16 protein-coding genes are annotated in these 17,578 nt (G+C 45.2%); 4 read left to right on the top strand and 12 right to left on the bottom strand.

What is annotated here, in order from left to right; translation table 11 throughout:
• Nucleotides 1-90 precede the first annotated feature (90 nt).
• Nucleotides 91-2,370: a 5-methyltetrahydropteroyltriglutamate--homocysteine S-methyltransferase gene (metE, locus tag L4D74_RS17310; RefSeq protein ID WP_428753552.1), complete on the top strand. Its 2,280-nt coding sequence runs from the start codon at nucleotides 91-93 to the stop codon at nucleotides 2,368-2,370.
• Between the two features lie 103 nt (nucleotides 2,371-2,473).
• Here metE and L4D74_RS17305 read toward each other — a convergent pair whose 3' ends face one another.
• The 5 genes from L4D74_RS17305 to L4D74_RS17285 form a co-directional block, all read right to left on the bottom strand.
• The gene (locus L4D74_RS17305) at nucleotides 2,474-2,914 is read right to left on the bottom strand and encodes a GspS/AspS pilotin family protein (protein WP_428753550.1); all 441 of its coding nucleotides are present in this window, start codon (nucleotides 2,912-2,914) and stop codon (nucleotides 2,474-2,476) included.
• Between the two features lie 4 nt (nucleotides 2,915-2,918).
• A complete protein-coding gene (locus tag L4D74_RS17300; RefSeq protein ID WP_428753549.1) occupies nucleotides 2,919-3,215 on the bottom strand; it encodes a YciI family protein in 297 nt (98 codons plus the stop codon).
• A gap of 187 nt (nucleotides 3,216-3,402) precedes the next feature.
• Nucleotides 3,403-3,804, bottom strand: a complete 402-nt coding sequence (gene yciA / locus L4D74_RS17295; protein ID WP_250618213.1) for an acyl-CoA thioester hydrolase YciA — start codon at nucleotides 3,802-3,804, stop codon at nucleotides 3,403-3,405.
• A gap of 88 nt (nucleotides 3,805-3,892) precedes the next feature.
• Nucleotides 3,893-4,465: a septation protein A gene (locus tag L4D74_RS17290; protein ID WP_265675577.1), complete on the bottom strand. Its 573-nt coding sequence runs from the start codon at nucleotides 4,463-4,465 to the stop codon at nucleotides 3,893-3,895.
• A 362-nt stretch (nucleotides 4,466-4,827) separates the two neighbouring features.
• Nucleotides 4,828-5,496 carry a hypothetical protein gene (locus tag L4D74_RS17285; RefSeq protein WP_428753547.1) on the bottom strand — a complete coding sequence of 223 codons (669 nt, stop codon included), beginning with the start codon at nucleotides 5,494-5,496 and terminating at the stop codon, nucleotides 4,828-4,830.
• Between the two features lie 424 nt (nucleotides 5,497-5,920).
• Here L4D74_RS17285 and L4D74_RS17280 point away from each other — a divergent pair, with 424 nt between their 5' ends.
• Nucleotides 5,921-7,126 carry a methyl-accepting chemotaxis protein gene (locus L4D74_RS17280; RefSeq protein ID WP_428753545.1) on the top strand — a complete coding sequence of 402 codons (1,206 nt, stop codon included), beginning with the start codon at nucleotides 5,921-5,923 and terminating at the stop codon, nucleotides 7,124-7,126.
• A 154-nt stretch (nucleotides 7,127-7,280) separates the two neighbouring features.
• Here L4D74_RS17280 and L4D74_RS17275 read toward each other — a convergent pair whose 3' ends face one another.
• The 7 genes from L4D74_RS17275 to L4D74_RS17245 all read right to left on the bottom strand — a co-directional run bounded on the left by L4D74_RS17275 (nucleotide 7,281) and on the right by L4D74_RS17245 (nucleotide 15,516).
• A complete protein-coding gene (locus tag L4D74_RS17275) occupies nucleotides 7,281-8,582 on the bottom strand; it encodes a dicarboxylate/amino acid:cation symporter (protein ID WP_428753543.1) in 1,302 nt (433 codons plus the stop codon).
• Between the two features lie 258 nt (nucleotides 8,583-8,840).
• Nucleotides 8,841-9,653, bottom strand: a complete 813-nt coding sequence (gene trpA / locus L4D74_RS17270) for a tryptophan synthase subunit alpha (protein WP_428753542.1) — start codon at nucleotides 9,651-9,653, stop codon at nucleotides 8,841-8,843.
• A complete protein-coding gene (gene trpB / locus L4D74_RS17265; RefSeq protein WP_428753541.1) occupies nucleotides 9,653-10,843 on the bottom strand; it encodes a tryptophan synthase subunit beta in 1,191 nt (396 codons plus the stop codon). The genes trpA and trpB overlap by 1 nt, the downstream gene beginning before the upstream one ends.
• A 46-nt stretch (nucleotides 10,844-10,889) precedes the next feature.
• Nucleotides 10,890-12,254 (bottom strand): bifunctional indole-3-glycerol-phosphate synthase TrpC/phosphoribosylanthranilate isomerase TrpF, encoded by a 1,365-nt coding sequence (gene trpCF, locus L4D74_RS17260; protein WP_428753539.1) that lies wholly within the window; start codon nucleotides 12,252-12,254, stop codon nucleotides 10,890-10,892.
• 15 nt (nucleotides 12,255-12,269) lie between these two features.
• The gene (trpD, locus tag L4D74_RS17255) at nucleotides 12,270-13,268 is read right to left on the bottom strand and encodes an anthranilate phosphoribosyltransferase (RefSeq protein ID WP_428753538.1); all 999 of its coding nucleotides are present in this window, start codon (nucleotides 13,266-13,268) and stop codon (nucleotides 12,270-12,272) included.
• 34 nt (nucleotides 13,269-13,302) lie between these two features.
• Nucleotides 13,303-13,944 carry an aminodeoxychorismate/anthranilate synthase component II gene (locus tag L4D74_RS17250; RefSeq protein WP_428753537.1) on the bottom strand — a complete coding sequence of 214 codons (642 nt, stop codon included), beginning with the start codon at nucleotides 13,942-13,944 and terminating at the stop codon, nucleotides 13,303-13,305.
• A gap of 6 nt (nucleotides 13,945-13,950) precedes the next feature.
• Nucleotides 13,951-15,516, bottom strand: a complete 1,566-nt coding sequence (locus L4D74_RS17245) for an anthranilate synthase component 1 (protein WP_428753535.1) — start codon at nucleotides 15,514-15,516, stop codon at nucleotides 13,951-13,953.
• A gap of 377 nt (nucleotides 15,517-15,893) precedes the next feature.
• On the opposite strand from L4D74_RS17245, the gene rnm reads away from it, so the two are divergent.
• Nucleotides 15,894-16,766: an RNase RNM gene (gene rnm / locus L4D74_RS17240; protein ID WP_428753533.1), complete on the top strand. Its 873-nt coding sequence runs from the start codon at nucleotides 15,894-15,896 to the stop codon at nucleotides 16,764-16,766.
• A gap of 70 nt (nucleotides 16,767-16,836) precedes the next feature.
• Nucleotides 16,837-17,457 carry an L-threonylcarbamoyladenylate synthase gene (locus L4D74_RS17235; RefSeq protein ID WP_428753531.1) on the top strand — a complete coding sequence of 207 codons (621 nt, stop codon included), beginning with the start codon at nucleotides 16,837-16,839 and terminating at the stop codon, nucleotides 17,455-17,457.
• Nucleotides 17,458-17,578 lie beyond the last annotated feature (121 nt).

Here is a 17,578-nt window from a genome sequence, read left to right as displayed (position 1 = left end):
TCATAATCAAGGTGAATTAATTGGAGTTGTTTCATATTGAATGGTGCGGGATAGTTTAGACATCTGGACTGCTTAATAAGGAATATCACCATGACAACAACACATATTTTGGGTTACCCACGAGTTGGCGAGAAACGCGAGCTGAAATTTGCACTTGAACAGTACTGGAAAGGTGAGACAGACGTAAAAGCACTGCAACAGGTGGCGTCTGGTATTCGCAAAAAGAACTGGGTACTTCAGCAAGATAATGCATTGTCGTTTACTACTGCTGGCGATTTCGCTTGGTATGACCATGTACTCGGAACAAGCTTGTTGTTGGGTCATGTCCCTAAGCGCCATCAACGCGGCTTCCCTGATCTTGATACGCTATTTCGCGTTGGTAGAGGGCAGTCACAAGCCAGTTGTGGGTGCTCAGGTGAAGCCGCATCAGACATGACCAAATGGTTTAATACTAACTATCATTACATCGTGCCGGAATTCACTGCCGATGATAAGTTTGAATTGAGCTGGACTCAGTTATTTGATGAGATTAGTGAAGCGAAGCAGCAAGGCCATAATGTTAAGCCAGTATTGCTTGGGCCGTTGAGTTATTTGTACCTTGGTAAAGAAGTGGAAGAGGGCTTTGACCGATTAGCTCTGCTGCCAAGACTGCTTACCGCTTACCAAGCTATTTTCACCAAATTTGAAAAGTTGGGTGTGGAATGGGTACAAATTGATGAGCCTATATTGGCACTTGAGCTTGAGTCGAAATGGCTAGATAGCTTTAAATTGGCATATCAAGTTATTAGAAGCGATGTAAAGGTGCTACTCACTACTTATTTTGATTCTATTGTTGATGTATTACCAACCATTACCGAGCTGGATGTTGATGGCCTACATATTGATTTAGCGGCAGCGCCTGAGCAACTTGATGACGTCGTGAAAGCACTGCCAAGTCAATGGGTGCTATCTGCTGGTGTGATCAATGGGCGTAATGTTTGGCGTGCTAACCTTCATAGTAAGTTGAGTGCTCTACGTGATGCGAAACTGCAACTAGGCGAGCGCCTTTGGGTAGCAACCTCGTGTTCTTTGTTACACAGCCCGGTAGATTTAGATCTTGAGACTAAATTATCTGACGAAACGAAAAACTGGTTTGCTTTTGCTAAACAAAAAGTTTCCGAAGTCAGTTGGTTATCTAGAGCGCTTGAAGGCGATGAAAAAGCGGTTGAATATTGTGCTCAGTACAGTCAACCGATTATTGACCGTGAGCTCTCTACTTGGGTCAATAAGGCAAGTGTACAGCAGAGACTCGCTGGCTTGAATGCGAACGATGCTAACCGTAGTGCTGTGTACGCAGAGCGAGCTCATCACCAAAAAGAAGTGCTTAAACTGCCATTGTTGCCGACGACGACGATTGGCTCATTCCCGCAAACCAGCGAAGTAAGACAAACTCGAGCTGCGTTTAAGCGTGGTGATATTACCCAAGCGCAATACAAAGAAGCAATCCAAGGGTTTATTCAAGATACCGTGAAGCGCCAAGAGGAAATTGGCTTAGACGTGTTGGTTCATGGCGAAGCTGAACGTAACGATATGGTGGAGTACTTTGCAGAAAACCTGTCAGGCTTTCAAACCACGCAATTTGGTTGGGTACAAAGTTACGGTTCACGCTGTGTAAAACCGGCGATTGTTGTTGCCGATATTGAGCGTAAAGCACCGATGACTGTAGATTGGACCTGCTATGCTCAATCGTTAACTGAAAAACCGATGAAAGGGATGCTGACAGGCCCTGTTACCATCTTATGTTGGACCTTCCCGCGTGAAGATGTGACAAGAGAAACCATTACCAATCAGTTAGCGTTTGCTTTGCAAGATGAAGTATCCGATCTGCAATCGGCTGGTATTAATATCATTCAAATTGATGAACCTGCTATTCGTGAGGGGTTGCCGCTAAAAACCAGAGATCATGCAGAATATTTAAACTGGGCGGTAAATGCGTTTAAAGTTTCAGCAGCCAGTGCTAAGCCTGAAACTCAAATCCACACTCATATGTGCTATAGCGAATTCAATGAAATTATTGATTCGGTAGCCGCATTGGATGCCGATGTCATTACCATAGAGACATCTCGTTCGAACATGGAGTTGCTTAATGCGTTTGAAGCATTTAACTATCCGAATGAAATTGGGCCGGGCGTCTATGATATTCATTCACCCAACGTACCTGATGTGGAATGGATTGAGCAGTTGATTGAAAAAGCGGCGACACGTATTCCGGTAGAGCGCTTATGGGTAAACCCAGATTGTGGTTTGAAAACTCGAAACTGGCAGGAGACAGAGACCTCGTTGAAGCACTTGGTTGAAGCTGCAAAACGTTTACGAACGACACTCGCGTAGCAGCAATACACTAGCGATGAAGTTCATGTCATCAAACTGAAAATGGCTTGCATCTGCAAGCCATTTTTTTGTGTCGAACTTAATAGTAATTGAGTGCGTAGTATTATTTTTTTGCGGGTTGAGCCGCTGATTTTGACGGCTGGTCACAATACTGCTTCGTCACCATTTGGTCGACCATCATCTGTCCGCGAGTATTGCGCATCATGATGCGATAGGTCAGCCCTAAGTCGAGATTCGCTTTTACTTCTCTATCGGTACAATAAAAGTTCATGCTGTTATGCAAGACTTCATCAATGGGCTTTGCCCCTCTCGCATCGGTATTGTATAACATCATGATTTCAACGGTACCTTTACTGGCAGACGCTTTCATGATGGAAAGAGGACCATGCTCGATCGGTAAACCAGAAGATAAAATACTGGCTCGGCTTTGCGCGAGCATTTCCAGCTGACGCTGCTCATCGTCCCCCTTGCTTGAACAGCCAGCAAGTGAGGTAATGGCAGCAAGTGATAACCAAATAACGCGACTTTTCAAAAGAGATTTCATGATATTAGAATACTTTTTTAAAAGGTTTTACGATGACGCTATGATAAACGCCAGCATCAATATAAGGGTCGCTATCCGCCCATGCTTGTGCATCTGCTAAAGAGTTAAACTCTGCAATGACGGTTGAACCAGTAAAACCTGAATCGCCAGGGTTATCGCTATCAATAGCAGGCATTGGCCCCGCGGTTAACAGGCGTCCTTCATCTTGAAGTTGTTGTAGCCTGGCGAGATGCTGAGGACGAACACTCATACGTTTCTCAAGTGAGTTTTCTACGTCTTGAGAAAAAATGACATACCACATATTTGGTTCCTTCAAATCATTAAGTCGTGACAAATGGTGCGGTTATATCGTTAGCGATGGGTCGTTCCGCTCTTTGACGACGGAAACGTAACTTGGCTATTGCTAACGTACAGAGAAAAATAACGCGCACGATACCTATGGCTATACGATGTCACTTTTTAGCGTAAAAGTCATCGTCCACTGATGCTTAATTTGGATTAATTGGACGTGGTCTCCCATTTCCATCAATGGCAACGTAATGAAACGTCCCTTCACAGACTTGATAGCGCTCACCAACACCTTCTGTTGTCACAGGCTTAACCCAGACTTCAAGGTTTATAGACATCGACGTATTACCGATTTTAGTACATTCGCCGTAGCAGCACACTACGTCACCCACTTTTACAGGGTGCTTAAATGTGATACCAGAAACCGAAACTGTAGCGATTCGACCGTGAGAGATTTCTTTTGCAAGAATACCGCCTGCTAAGTCGAGTTGAGACATGATCCAGCCACCGAAAATATCGCCGTTTGCATTAGTATTTTCCGGCATAGCCAGCGTACGGATGATTAATTGACCTTTAGGAGTGGTCGTAATTGTATTTGTCATGATGATAAGCTTCCAAAAAGCAAAACAGCGACCCTAAGGTCGCTGCAATTCAGATATGGTGCGGAGTATACAAAATCCGCACAGCGAATCAAGACATGTGATCTTCATTCTCATTTTTGGTTGGTTTACCGTCTTCGTCTTTTGGCATGTATTTGTAGATGTAGACACCGGTTACGACCGTAAAGCCGAGCGTGGCAGCTAATAGACCAAAGACTTTAAAGTTCACCCATACATCGAGTGGAAACTCATAAGCGACATAAACGTTTAGGCCAGCACAAAACGAGAAAAACGCTACCCAAGCCCAAGTCACCTTCGCCCAGACGTGATCGGGTAAGGTGATTTCTTTGCCCAGCATGCCTTTAATAGCGCTACGGCCAATGGCATGGCTTACTGCTAGACCAATTGCAAAAATAGTGTACACGATGGTGACTTTCCATTTAATGAAATTGTCATCATGTAAGAAAATAGTCATGCCACCAAATACGGCGACCATTAGAAAGGTGATGACCTGCATCTTTTCTACTTTTTTATAAAGGAAGTAGGTTAAGACAATTTGTACTGCTGTCGCAGCGATGAGTGCGCCTGTTGCGACATAGATGTCCTGCATTTTATACAGCACAAAGAAAATAATCAGGGGAATAAAATCAATAAGTTGCTTCATGTTTCTTGCAAACCTTGCAGTAATAATTGACGACAGTGTAACCAAAACTTTAAGAATACAAAACCATTAGAGACAATTAGAAACAATACTATTCCTTCCGTCCTTGTATTGTAAGAGGAAAGGTAAGCGGTAAACGGGTTCTAGACGCTTGTTTTATAGACAAAGTGTAAAGAATGGGATGGGTAACAAAGTGTGCCGTAATAATTTAGGTGAGTAATAAATAACGTCGTTAGGTAACAGATACCGCGAAATTAAAGGCTAATTTGACAGTGAGTAGCCATGCCAGCAAATAGTAATGAAAGTAAACAGCAATGCAAGGCGGTTCGTGACAACCTTGCATTGAATATACTCGCTTAAACACGTTACTCTGCGATGGGTTTTTTCAGTCCAGAAATTGTGGCGTATTGTGGCGGGTGAAGGTCTTGTGGCTTGATTTGTACCCGAGCATCACTGGCTCTACAGACCCCATCGGTGTCACCGCCATTGGCTCTAACGTATTTGTGGAGCCCAGCTAAGCCATCTTTGTAATAAGAATCAAGCTTTCCACGATAGCCATAGTAGGTACATTTCTTATAGCCCCAACCATACATGTAATCCGCTAAGGCTTGGGCAAAACTGCGCTTGCCATCAAACCACGATGCGCTATTGCAGTTATAGCATTTGATTTTTCCAGAGAAGGTTTTTGGAAGACCATTCTCTTTCAATCTATCGACAACAAATCGGTGTCCGACGGTGGTTCCCCAGCTTTTTGCCATTGAAATACTTTCTTTTCCTGGGAAACCATGGCCTCGGATATAAATTTGGTCGTCATTAGCAATATTCATCAACTCTGGGATTTTCACGCCAGGCTGATACCAAACCTGTATGGCTTCTTTTTGCTTTACTGTCCATAAATACTGAATCCAACGATGGTTCTTACGTCTTGTTGGGCTGGTGGCATAGGTGCCATGTTCGTCTTGATAGTCACCGTATTCTAGCCACGCTCTACCATCTGTTGTTGGGGTTGGCATGTAAAAAATAATCTTTCCCATATTATCCTCGACGTCCTTTTCGTAGTTTCTCTGTTGGCGGTATGTACCTTTAGATCTCTTAGTAAGCCAGATCATGAGGCCATAAGTATTATGACCTAACCATAGTTGAAGAGTAGCAATTACACGAGTTAATTGAATAAAAAAACAGAATTAAAGTTACAATAACCCCTTAATTTTTAAGTGGTTTTTACATGTCTCCCCTCGGGTAGTAATAGGTTTTCTATGGTTTTCATTGCTATCTGCGACCCATGCCACGTAATAAACCCATTTTCAAAGCGCTGATATAAATTTCGGTCGATAAAGGGATATCTCGAATTACTACCTTCGATGATATCGAGTGTTGTTCACAAAAATAAATTAATTTGTATACAATTGTTGCGCTATATATCTACAATTGATGGGGTGTGTTTGCAGGAGGCATAGAATGGACGTAGTGAAGGTAGGGATTATCGACAGAGTGTTGATGAATGTGAGTATGGACTGGAAGCTATTGCTACCCAGTATATTAGCGAATTTAGCTCTAGGGGGCGTTGGGGTAGCGGTGGTAGTCAGCACTGACAACTTGACGTTCAATGAGCAGGTGTTTATCGCAACATTACTGCTTTCGATGCTGGTCATATCTCTATTAGCATGGGCAATCAAAAATAGCATTTTGCCTCTATTAGATCATGTTAAACAAGTCATGCATGACGTGAATTCTGGAAGCATTGATGCACGGATTGGCTTTTCTGGTTCTGACGAGTTTGGACAAATTGGTGAAGCGACAGATGCAACGCTCGACAAGCTGGTGACATTGCTAAAAGAGATGTCCTTTGCGGTTGATGAACTAAGAGACGTCTCCAATCAGTTGGATATTTTATCTGCTGATACCTTGAAGAATGTAATTAGTCAGGATGAACACGTCGATCGAACTCGTAGGGAAATCGGGTTAATGACGCAGACCGCTGAATGTAATACCGGTAGTGCTTCTACGGCGCTTGTGTCTATTGAGTCGTTATCAAGCAGTATACAAGTGGTGAGGCATAATATTTCAACTATAGCGGATAGCGTACAAGGATTAGCGGCAGACGCTAAAGCGGTATCTACTGCGAGCCAGCAGATGAGCGCTGCTGTTAATAAGGCCACTCAGTCGGTCGCGTTAATTGAAAAAATTTCAGAGCAAACCAATTTATTAGCACTTAATGCCGCTATCGAAGCGGCGAGAGCGGGAGAGTTTGGGCGAGGGTTTTCTGTGGTTGCCGAACAAGTTCGTGAGTTGTCAGAAACATCCCGTCATTCAGTGTTGGATATTAAAGATATGAATCAAGAATTGATGCACGTGTCAGAAGGATTACAAGCGCGAATAGCAAAGAGTAATGACAAGATAGCGAACTTGATGTCGAGTTGTCGTGAATCGGAAGTGAAGTTTGTCGGTATTTCTGATGATATAGAGCAGCTGATACATTTTGGTCGAGAGGTAAAAGGTCAGTCGGAGCAGTTATCTGGGTTAACCAACGACAATGCACAGCGGCTTAGCTTGTCAAAAACTAAGTTGCAGGACTGTATGAATAACATCCAGCAAAGTGTGGAATACAAAAATGCGTTACTGACGCTATCAACGACCATGGATAGGGTCATAGCTCGAATCTAGGGTGGTACCTTTCTCTGGCGGGCTGATACAGCGATCCTCGATATAGGGTTCCAATAAGCGGTAAAAAAGCCGATCTTTAGAAGATCGGCTTTGGATTACGGTTAAATGTCACTAAATGACAATAGGCAGCACTAGCACTGGCTCATGTGAGCAATTATGCGTTTTGCTTTTGTAATTCTATTTCTGCTTCTTCTTCTACAAGCGCATCAACAATGACTGCACATGCCGCATCACCTGTGATGTTAAGCGCGGTACGGATCATATCGAAGATACGGTCAAGAGCGAACAGAAGCGGTAGACCTTCGATTGGAATGCCTGCTGCAAGCAACACGGCAACCACTAGGAACGAAGGACCTGGAACACCTGCTTGACCCACTGCGCCAAGAGTTGATGTCACGATGATTGCCACATACGCGCCCATTGATAAATCAATGTTGAACAGCTGAGCAAAGAAAATAGCAACCAAGCCATAATAGATTGCGTTACCAGACATGTTAATCGTTGCACCTAGCGGTAGAACGAAAGAGGCTGTTGAGTTACGAACACCTAGCTCTTTTTCACATGTTTCCATTGTTACAGGAAGTGTTGCCATTGAAGATGCTGTCGATAGGGCAACCGCTTGAGGCTTTTTCATTGCGCCAAGGAATTTCTTAGCTGACGTTTTGGTGAACACTTGAATAAGTAGCGGGTAAACCACAAAACCAAATATCAAGATAGCGGCGGTGTAAACCACAAACAGTTTGAACACGACCATCAATGCGCCAAAACCAAACGTACCAACGGCTTCAGCCATTAGACCAAATACGCCAATTGGAGCAATGATCATCACTTTGTTGATCATCCAAACCATGACATCAACAATTGAATTTACGCCGTTAAGAAGAGGATCGCGCTTTGATACTTCAAGTTTTGATAAACCAATACCGAAGAACAGGCAGAAAACGAGAATTTGCAGGATGTTTGCTTCATTCAGTGATTGGAAAACGTTGGTTGGGATCATGCCGGTTAGGGTGGCCCAGAAAGAAGGTAGATCACCTTTTGAAGCGTATTCAGTAGAGAACATGCCCTCGATACCAGCTGTGTCGATGTTGACACCCGGTTCGAAGATTTCACCCATGAATAGAGCCAGTGCAACAGCGAGTGCTGAAGTCAGGCCAAAAAATGCTAGCGTCGTCGCGCCAACTTTGCCTGCGTTACTACTGTTACCTAGTCCAGCCGCACCAGAAATAAGTGCTACCGCAACCAGTGGAATAACGAGCATTTTAATTAAATTGATGAAAATGGTACCGAGCGGCGCAAACATCGCAGCTGACTGACCCATCATCGCCCCAATCACGGTACCGAGAATCATCGCGATGACGACTTGGACACCGATATTTTTTATCATTGACTTGTCTTTTAACACTTCCTTAACCTCTGTGCTGTAAAATTGTAATACTCCAGTATAGTCTTCCATTAGAACGGTTAATGTTAGACTATTATTTCGAGTGATTTTTTACACTTTATTAGCACTTATAGCAACTGTTAGAAAACGAATAATGTAGGAAAACGCACAAATTGAGTGACGAGTGGTGAATTATCCATCAATAGCAAACGTTTGCTATCTTTAGTGGTCATAAAAGAGTGGGTAAGGATAGGTGGTTTGAATAAATTGGCAGGTTGGGATGTAAAAAAAAGGTTGCACTTAAGTGCAACCTTTATGAATTGATAACAATTACGATGAGTGTTGAGTTGCGGCTTTCATTGACGCCACAAATTTGCTCAGTTCCGACAGTAGTGTGGTTGGATTATCAAGATTACGCTCGATAATTTTCACAACGGCTGAACCTGAAATAGCCCCAGCAGCCCCTGCACTTAATGCGTCTTTGACTTGTTGAGGCTCTGAAATACCGAAACCAAGTAGAGACGGTGGTGCATCGTGCTTGATGAGCTTATCTAGCTGCGTCGTCATCGGCATGTTGGCTTTAGTTTCAGTACCCGTTACTCCGGCACGAGAGAGCAAGTAGGTATACCCCCCCCCAAGCTCAGCAACTTGCTTGATCGTGTCTTCTGTTGCGGTCGGAGGTGCAATAAAGATGGGGTGCACGCCATGTTTATGCGCCGCTGCAACAAACTCTTTGCTTTCATTAGTTGGTACGTCCGCAATGAGCACGGAGTCGACGCCAACCTCTGCGCATTGTTGGTAGAACGTATCGACACCCTTTGAATACACCAAGTTGGCATACATCAGCAGACCAATAGGTAATTCTGGGTATTTATTGCGTATCTTTGCAATCAAGTCAAAGCAGATTGGTGGTGTGGTTTTCGCATCCAGAGCACGGATGTTCGCCCCTTGAATGGTTGGGCCATCTGCTTGAGGGTCAGAAAATGGCATGCCCAGTTCAAGCGCGTCTGCACCGGCTTCTACTAGCGTCTCCATGATTTGCAAAGAGAGCTCTGGGTTTGGATCGCCGATGGTCACGAATGGAACAAAAGCCCCTTGTTGTTTTTCGGCTAGGCGACGAAACATATCTTGATAACGATCCATTATAGCGCTCCTTTTTCTTTCAAAATATCATGCACAGTAAAGATGTCTTTGTCTCCACGACCAGAAAGGTTAACCACAAGCAGTTGCTCTTTTTCTGGTTCGTTGTGCGCCATTTTCAACGCGTGTGCGAGCGCGTGAGAAGATTCTAAAGCGGGGATGATGCCTTCTTGGCGAGCAAGAATTTGGAACGCTTCTAGTGCTTCGTCATCAGTAATCGCGTCATACTCAGCACGACCAATGGCGTTGAGGTGGGCGTGTTGCGGACCCACTGATGGAAAATCGAGTCCTGCCGAGACGGAGTAAGATTCTTCAATTTGGCCATGCGGGTCTTGCATTAGTGGGGCTTTCATACCGAAGAAGATACCTGTTGTACCATGTTTAAGTGGCGCACCGTGCTGGTCGGTATCAATACCTAAACCCGCAGGCTCGACACCGATAAGACGAACCGATTCTTCTTCGATGAAATCAGCAAACATACCGATAGCATTTGAACCGCCACCGACACAAGCAATCACCGCATCTGGCAAGCGACCTTCACGTGCTAGAATTTGATGTTTGGTTTCTTCCCCAATCATACGTTGGAATTCACGTACAATGGTTGGGAAAGGGTGCGGGCCTGCTGCCGTACCCAGTAAGTAGTGAGCCTCTTCGTAGCTTGCGGACCAATCACGTAGAGCTTCGTTACAAGCGTCTTTCAGTGTTGCAGAACCTGAGTGTACAGGAATTACTTCTGCGCCCATTAAGCGCATACGGAAAACATTCGGGTTTTGACGTTCAACGTCTTTTGCACCCATATAGACACGACATTTTAGCCCAAGTAGCGCACAAGCAAGCGCGGTTGCAACGCCGTGTTGACCTGCGCCAGTTTCTGCAATGATCTCTTTTTTACCCATGCGTTTGGCAAGCAGTGCTTGACCAAGTACTTGGTTGGTCTTGTGCGCCCCGCCGTGTAGTAGATCTTCACGCTTTAGGTACAGCTTTGTTTTGGTACCCTTAGTGAGGTTACGAGTGAGCGTTAACGCCGTTGGGCGTCCAGCGTATTCTTGCAGCAGTCCCATGAATTCCGCGCGGAATTCGTCATCGTCTTGCGCATCAATGAAGGCTTGTTCAAGTTGATCAAGCGCAGGTACAAGAATTTGTGGTACGAATTGCCCACCATATTCGCCAAAATAGGCATCCAATTTCGCCATGGTTGTTTCCTCTCTTTAATTCTGGTGACTCGCTGGTGAGCAAGTATTAGTAATCTCTTAAAAGTGCAAAGGCTTGATTCAGTTTATCGGCATCTTTTTTACCCGGAGCGGATTCCACGCCTGAGTTTAGATCCAGTCCGATACAGCCTAATTTACTGGCTTGCTTGATGTTGTCTGGAGACAAGCCACCGGCAAGCATAATGTCGTTGGTATTATTAAGGAGTTGCCAATCGAAACGCTGCCCCGTTCCACCGGTTTGCTCTCCGACTTGAGCATCAAGTAAGTGTCTGTCTGCATGGATTGTGGTTAGATCAGGCAGTACATCTTTGACGCCATGCGCTTTCCAAATCGCAATGCCGGCTTGCAGCTGAGGTTTTAGCGCATCAATGTAAGCTTGGTCTTCATCACCATGCAACTGAACTGCAGATAGACCCAAATCATTAGCCGTGCGAGCTACGCTGTCGACGCCATGATTTTGGAACACGCCCACATATTCTAGTGGCGCGCCACTCATGACCATTCGAGCCGCTTCAAAATCCACGTAGCGAGGTGACTTTTCGACAAAAATCAAGCCACCTTTAACCGCTCCAGCTTGATACGCTTTTGCTGCATCATCGGCGTGGGTTAACCCGCAGACTTTATTCTCACCAAGCAGTACTTTGCGTACAGCCAACTCAAGGTTGTCTGCGGCCATTAACGAACTGCCAATTAAAAAGCCTGTAGCGTAGTGTGAAAGGTCACGAACTTGCTGGTTATTATAGATGCCTGATTCAGAGATAATGATGGTTCCAGCGGGTAGCTTGGGAGCGAGCTCTTTGGTTCTATCTAAATTAACCGATAAATCACGTAAGTTGCGATTGTTAATGCCAACCACTTTGGCTTGCAACTTGATGGCACGCTCGAGTTCTTGTTCATTACTCACTTCGGTAAGAATACCTAGATCGAGTGAGTCGGCAACCGCGGCTAATTCACGATACTCGTCATCATTGAGCACCGATAGCATTAACAGAATAGCATCGGCTTGATAATGGCGAGCAAGATAGACTTGGTACGTATCCACCATAAAATCTTTGCAGATGACTGGCTGCTTAACTTGACCACGAACTTGTGGCAAGAAGTCAAAGTTGCCTTGGAAATATTTTTCGTCGGTTAGCACAGAGATCGCGCTAGCGTGATTGTTATAAACCGAGGCGATATAGTCTAAATCAAAATCGTCCCTAATCAGCCCTTTTGAAGGCGACGCTTTTTTACATTCTAGAATGAACGCGGTTTTTCCCGTTGAAAGGGCGTCATAAAAAGACCGATCAGAAGGCGTTAATTGTGCCTTAAAGCTCTCAAGCGGCTGCGACTGTTTGCGGGCTTCTACCCAAACTCGTTTGTCGTCGACGATTCTTGCTAGTACCGTTTCCATTGCTAGTTCCTATTCTTAACCGCGCGCTGCGAGTTGTTTAACAAGCTCGTAAGCCTGACCAGAGTTCATGGCGTTGATGGCTTGTTGTGCGTTTGCTTTTAAATCTTCGAAGCCAAACAGCTTCATAAGTAATGCCACGTTAACGGCAACCGCGCCTAGTTGAGCCTCGGTTCCTTTTCCTGTCAGCATATTGGTAATAATGGCGCGATTTTCTTCTGGCTCACCACCTTTGATTGCTTCGAGTGGGTGTCGGTTCACGCCAAAATCTTCAGGCGTTAATGTGTACTCGGTGATAACGCCATCTTTTATTTCTGCCACTAGTGTGTCGCCATGAATCGCGACCTCGTCAAGGCCGCTGCCATGCACAACTGCAGCACGTTTCATTCCCATTTGTAGCATGGTCTCCGCGATAGGGCGAACCAGTTTCGCGTCATAGACCCCCATCAGTTCGATGTTGGGACGGGCAGGGTTGATGAGTGGACCCAAAATATTAAACAGTGTGCGCGTTTTCATGGTTTGGCGAACAGGCATCGCGTGTTTCACGCCCCCGTGATATTGCGGCGCAAATAGGAATGCCACGCCTAAATCGTCCACGGCTTGACGCGTGTCTTCTGGGCTCATGGCAAGATTAATGCCAAACGAATCAAGTAGATCAGAGGACCCAGACTTGCTTGAGACGCCACGGTTACCGTGTTTCGCTACCTTTAAGCCACATGCTGCAGCAACAAATGCTGCGGTTGTGGAGATATTAATCGTATTAGAGCCGTCTCCGCCCGTGCCGACAATATCGGCAAAGTCGTAGTCTGGTCGAGGAAACGACTTGGCATTGGCAAGTAACGCTTTAGCCGCACCAGCAATTTCGTCTGGTGTTTCGCCTTTGATTTTGAGCGCTGTTAATGCCGCCGCCATAAGAATAGGGTCAAGCTCACCTTTGATAATGGTGTCAAACAACTCTTGGCTCTCTTGCTGGCTAAGCGAGAGCTGGTCGTAAAGTTTGTTGATGATATTTTCCATAATTACGATTCCTTAATTTTGTGAGTTATTTGAATTAGCGAAGTGAACCGGATCTTGCCCAATCGATAGCACTGGCCAGTAATGCCGCTCCATGTGTGGTCATGATGGACTCAGGGTGAAATTGAAAACCACAAACTCGATCTTGCTCGTTGGCAATCGACATCACTAGTCCATCCACTTCTGCGGTAATAGCAAGGCTATCAGGCACGTGAGTCGCCACGAGCGAGTGATAGCGTGCGATGGCGAGAGGAGAGGGCAGTCCGCTGTAAATAGCGTGGTTATCATGCGCCATCATTGAGGTTTTACCGTGAATGATTTCACCCGCGCCTGCCACGGTGCCACCGTAAGCCTCTACCAACGCCTGATGTCCTAGGCAAATGCCGATCATTGGCACTTTGCCTTTGAGTTGTTGAATTAAAGCGGGCATACAGCCAGCTTCTGATGGTGCGCCAGGTCCAGGCGATAATACGACAACTGCGTCTGTTAACTTTAATACTGCATCGGCAATAGTTTGCGCCGCGATGTGGTTACGATAAATGGTAACCTTGTGTCCTAAACTGCGAAATTGATCCACTAGGTTGTATGTGAACGAATCGAAGTTATCGACAAAGACGATGTTTGCTTTATCTGTAGAGCAAACATTGGTCAGATTTGAAGTGTTAGATTGGTTGCTCATACGTGTCTACCCCTGATGCGCAGTTTTGATAGCGGAAATAACGGCTTGTGCTTTACCACGGGTTTCGTCAGCTTCAGCTTGCGGGTCTGAGTCAAATACAACACCAGCCCCAGCCTGAACTTGTGCAACGCCATCTTCAACGTAGGCAGCACGAATAACGATACAGGTGTCCATATCACCAATGCCATTCATGTAGCCGACAGCGCCGCCATAACTGCCTCGGGTTTGGCCTTCTACTTGACGAATGAGTTGCATCGCACGAATTTTTGGCGCGCCCGTTAATGTGCCCATGTTCATGCAAGCTTGGTAGCCATGAAGTGCGTCGAGATCGAGGCGTAGCTGGCCAACAACACGAGAGACTAAATGCATCACATGGCTATAACGGTCGGTTTGTAGCAAGCTTGCAACGTGGCGAGTGCCCGGCTCTGAAATACGAGCTACGTCGTTTCTTGCCAAATCAACGAGCATCATGTGTTCGGCGTTTTCTTTCATATCGCAACGGAGTTCTAACTCCATACGGCTATCGAGATCTTGGTTAATCGAGCCGTCTGGGTTTTTGCCGCGACGACGGGTCCCTGCGATTGGGTAGATCTCGATCTGATTGCTTTGTGAGCAATACTTTAACGCACTTTCTGGTGACGCGCCGAACAGGGTAAATAGTTCATCTTGCATGTAAAACATGTAAGGACTTGGGTTGCTTCGTTTCAGCTCTTTATACGCTACAAGAGGCGAGGGGCAAGGTAGTGTGAAGCGTCTAGAAGGCACAACTTGGAAAATATCGCCGCGGACGACGTATTCCTTTAGATCACGTACTGTCTGGCAAAAATCGGAATCCGAGACACTGGCGACTTCTTGATTGTCTTTGACCACTTGCGCGGTAGGCAGTGCTTTAAGATTGTTGCATTGTTGGCTGATGTCTTGAATGCGTTCACGAATACGAGCAAGCTCGTTGTCATCATGGTTGAAGAGTGTGGTTTGTAAGTCACATGATTCTTTTTGGTGATCGACAACAAGTAGGCTCTCTGCAACGTAAAAAACGTAGTCAGGGCAGCGATTGGACTGTTTGGCGTCACCTAAAGGTTCAAACTGAGCCACGAGGTCGTACGCGAATAAACCACCCATGAAAATCGCATTTTTGTTTAATCCGCTAACGTTAAAGCTGTGTTGAACTAATCTCAATGCATCGAATGAAGACGCTTCACGCAGTCGGGAGTCTTCATCAAGTTGGTCATCGGGCATCTCAAAATGCACGGTCAGCGTTGTTTTGCTCAGTGTGTAATGAATACCAGAGGATAAGTTACCAGCTAAAATGACCAGTAAATTTTCACCATTTGTCGTTAAGGCTTCATAACGGACAATGTGTTCTTCACAAATAATACGAACGGCGGAGTCGACGATCAATAAACTTTGTAGATCTTGTTTTGAGTCAATTTCGGCGGACTCAAGCAGTAGGCTGTCGGTTTTGTTTTCACAAAGCGTGTGAAAAAGTGCTGTCGGGTCTTTTGAATAAGGGACTTGTAGTGAAAGTACCTCTAAACGACCTTGTTTTTGAATAGTAATGGCTTTGTTCACAAAACCTCCTCTCTTCATCAATCTGCTTTAGCAGTATCTACCCTGAAAACTATGTGTTCCATACTCGCACAATTAAAACGTTTGCCCAACGTTGAATCTGCCCAAATTGCCGCATAGTTAATCAGTTAAACTAAAAAATAAAAAAGCCCACTCATTTGAGTGGGCTAGTATTAAATCTACTTATCTTTTACGCACGTAAAAAAGCCCACTTGGAATCATTCCATGTGCGCCACCAATTTCCCGCAGAGTGTTTAACTGCGATTTGGGGTTTTTGGATTGGGTCAATTTCTTGTACCATACGTGCATTACTCTAATTCTGTACCTGCGTACTAGTTAACTAGTTCGAGGTGTGAAAGTCAACCGATATTAAAAATAAAATGAAGATAGATCTACACAGTCACACAACGGCATCAGATGGTCGTCTCTCTGTTGAAGAGCTTTTAGAGCGAGCGATTGAATTTAGTGTGAAAATTATCGCCATTACCGATCACGATACGTTGGATGCATTGCCAGAAGCTAAGCGTTTAATTGAGGAGCGTGAATGGCCGATTGAGCTGGTGAATGGCATTGAAGTTTCAACCGTTTGGCAAAATAAAGACATTCACATTGTTGGCCTTGGTGTGGCGCTAGATAGTGAGTCACTTTTGTCGCTTATTGCGGCGCAGAAAGCGCGACGTGCAGAGCGAGCTGAGTTGATGGCGCAACGGTTGGAAAAAGCGACGCGTCCAGGAGTGCTGGAAGAAGTTCAGGTGATTGCTGATGGTGCACCAATCACTCGTTCTCACTTTGCTAAGTGGATTGTCGAAAACGGTTACGCAAAAAATATGCAGCAGGTATTTAAGAAATACCTCACGCGAAACAATACCGGTTATGTGCCGCCTAATTGGTGCACAATGAGTGAAGCCGTCGACGCCATCCACGCAGCAGGTGGTGTGGCAGTCCTTGCGCATCCAGGTCGCTACCAGCTTACGGCCAAGTGGTTAAAACGCTTACTTGCTGCATTTTCAGAAGCGGGTGGAGACGCAATGGAAGTGGCGTTACCACAACAAAGTATGCAAGAAAGACGCAACCTTGCAGATTATGCGATACAATACAATCTATTAGCTTCTCAAGGTTCCGATTTTCATTATCAATCGCCTTGGACGGAACTTGGTAGAAACTTATGGCTGCCATCGGGCGTAGAGCCTGTATGGGATCGCCTATCATTACAAACGGCAACAACGCTCGACAGCCAGAGTGCCGAAAAATAGTATTATTTAAGCTCTTGATGTGAAACAACAAGGAACGTTGTGCCGAGAGTATTTAGCTGAAGGAATAACAATGAGCCAATTTTTTTACGTACACCCAGACAACCCTCAAGCGCGTTTGATTAGTCAAGCCGTTGCGATTGTTCGTAATGGGGGAGTGATCATTTACCCAACCGACTCCGGGTATGCACTGGGTTGCCAGCTTGAAAATAAACAAGCACTTGAGCGAATTTGTCAGATTCGTCGTCTTGATGACAAACATAATTTCACACTTTTGTGCCGTGATTTGTCGGAAATTTCACTTTATGCTCGCGTTGACAACACGGCGTTTCGTTTGCTAAAAAACAATACGCCAGGGCCATTTACTTTTATCTTCAAAGGTACAAAAGAAGTCCCGCGTCGCTTGATGAACCCTAAGCGAAAGACGATTGGTATCCGAGTGCCGGATAATCGAATTGCGCTTGATCTACTTGAAGCTTTGGGCGAGCCATTAATGTCTACGTCATTGATTCTCCCGGGTAATGACATTACCGAATCCGATCCAGAAGACATTCGTGACAAACTCGAACATGCTGTTGACGTTATTTTGAACGGCGGTTACTTGGGTGAGCAACCAACTACGGTTGTTGATTTTAGTGATGAGGAACCGAAAGTACTTCGTGTCGGTGCCGGCGATCCTGCACCATTTGAATAAACATCGAGCCAGATGGTGTGATGAAATAACCTGAGAAACTTGGTGATTCTAGCCGGTTTCTCTGCGATAATACGCGACCGCGATTTTGACGATCGCAATATCTGGTTTCGACGTCTGTGAA

The organism is Vibrio cionasavignyae, assembly GCF_050337155.1.
Taxonomy (GTDB): Bacteria; Pseudomonadota; Gammaproteobacteria; order Enterobacterales; family Vibrionaceae; genus Vibrio; species Vibrio nomapromontoriensis.
The sequence above is the reverse complement of the archived record's forward strand: the minus strand, read 5'-3'. Positions and strand labels throughout refer to the sequence as shown.

Coding starts and splice junctions, on each gene's coding strand:
- L4D74_RS17275 (WP_428753543.1), bottom strand. CDS start 8,582: ATGGAAGACTATACTGGAGTATTACAATTTTACAGCACAGAGGTTAAG.
- yciA (WP_250618213.1), bottom strand. CDS start 3,804: ATGACAAATACAATTACGACCACTCCTAAAGGTCAATTAATCATCCGT.
- L4D74_RS17250 (WP_428753537.1), bottom strand. CDS start 13,944: ATGAGCAACCAATCTAACACTTCAAATCTGACCAATGTTTGCTCTACA.
- trpD (WP_428753538.1), bottom strand. CDS start 13,268: ATGGAAAATATCATCAACAAACTTTACGACCAGCTCTCGCTTAGCCAG.
- trpCF (WP_428753539.1), bottom strand. CDS start 12,254: ATGGAAACGGTACTAGCAAGAATCGTCGACGACAAACGAGTTTGGGTA.
- L4D74_RS17290 (WP_265675577.1), bottom strand. CDS start 4,465: ATGAAGCAACTTATTGATTTTATTCCCCTGATTATTTTCTTTGTGCTG.
- L4D74_RS17300 (WP_428753549.1), bottom strand. CDS start 3,215: ATGTGGTATGTCATTTTTTCTCAAGACGTAGAAAACTCACTTGAGAAA.
- trpB (WP_428753541.1), bottom strand. CDS start 10,843: ATGGCGAAATTGGATGCCTATTTTGGCGAATATGGTGGGCAATTCGTA.
- L4D74_RS17280 (WP_428753545.1), top strand. CDS start 5,921: ATGGACGTAGTGAAGGTAGGGATTATCGACAGAGTGTTGATGAATGTG.
- rnm (WP_428753533.1), top strand. CDS start 15,894: ATGAAGATAGATCTACACAGTCACACAACGGCATCAGATGGTCGTCTC.
- metE (WP_428753552.1), top strand. CDS start 91: ATGACAACAACACATATTTTGGGTTACCCACGAGTTGGCGAGAAACGC.
- L4D74_RS17305 (WP_428753550.1), bottom strand. CDS start 2,914: ATGAAATCTCTTTTGAAAAGTCGCGTTATTTGGTTATCACTTGCTGCC.
- L4D74_RS17285 (WP_428753547.1), bottom strand. CDS start 5,496: ATGGGAAAGATTATTTTTTACATGCCAACCCCAACAACAGATGGTAGA.
- trpA (WP_428753542.1), bottom strand. CDS start 9,653: ATGGATCGTTATCAAGATATGTTTCGTCGCCTAGCCGAAAAACAACAA.
- L4D74_RS17235 (WP_428753531.1), top strand. CDS start 16,837: ATGAGCCAATTTTTTTACGTACACCCAGACAACCCTCAAGCGCGTTTG.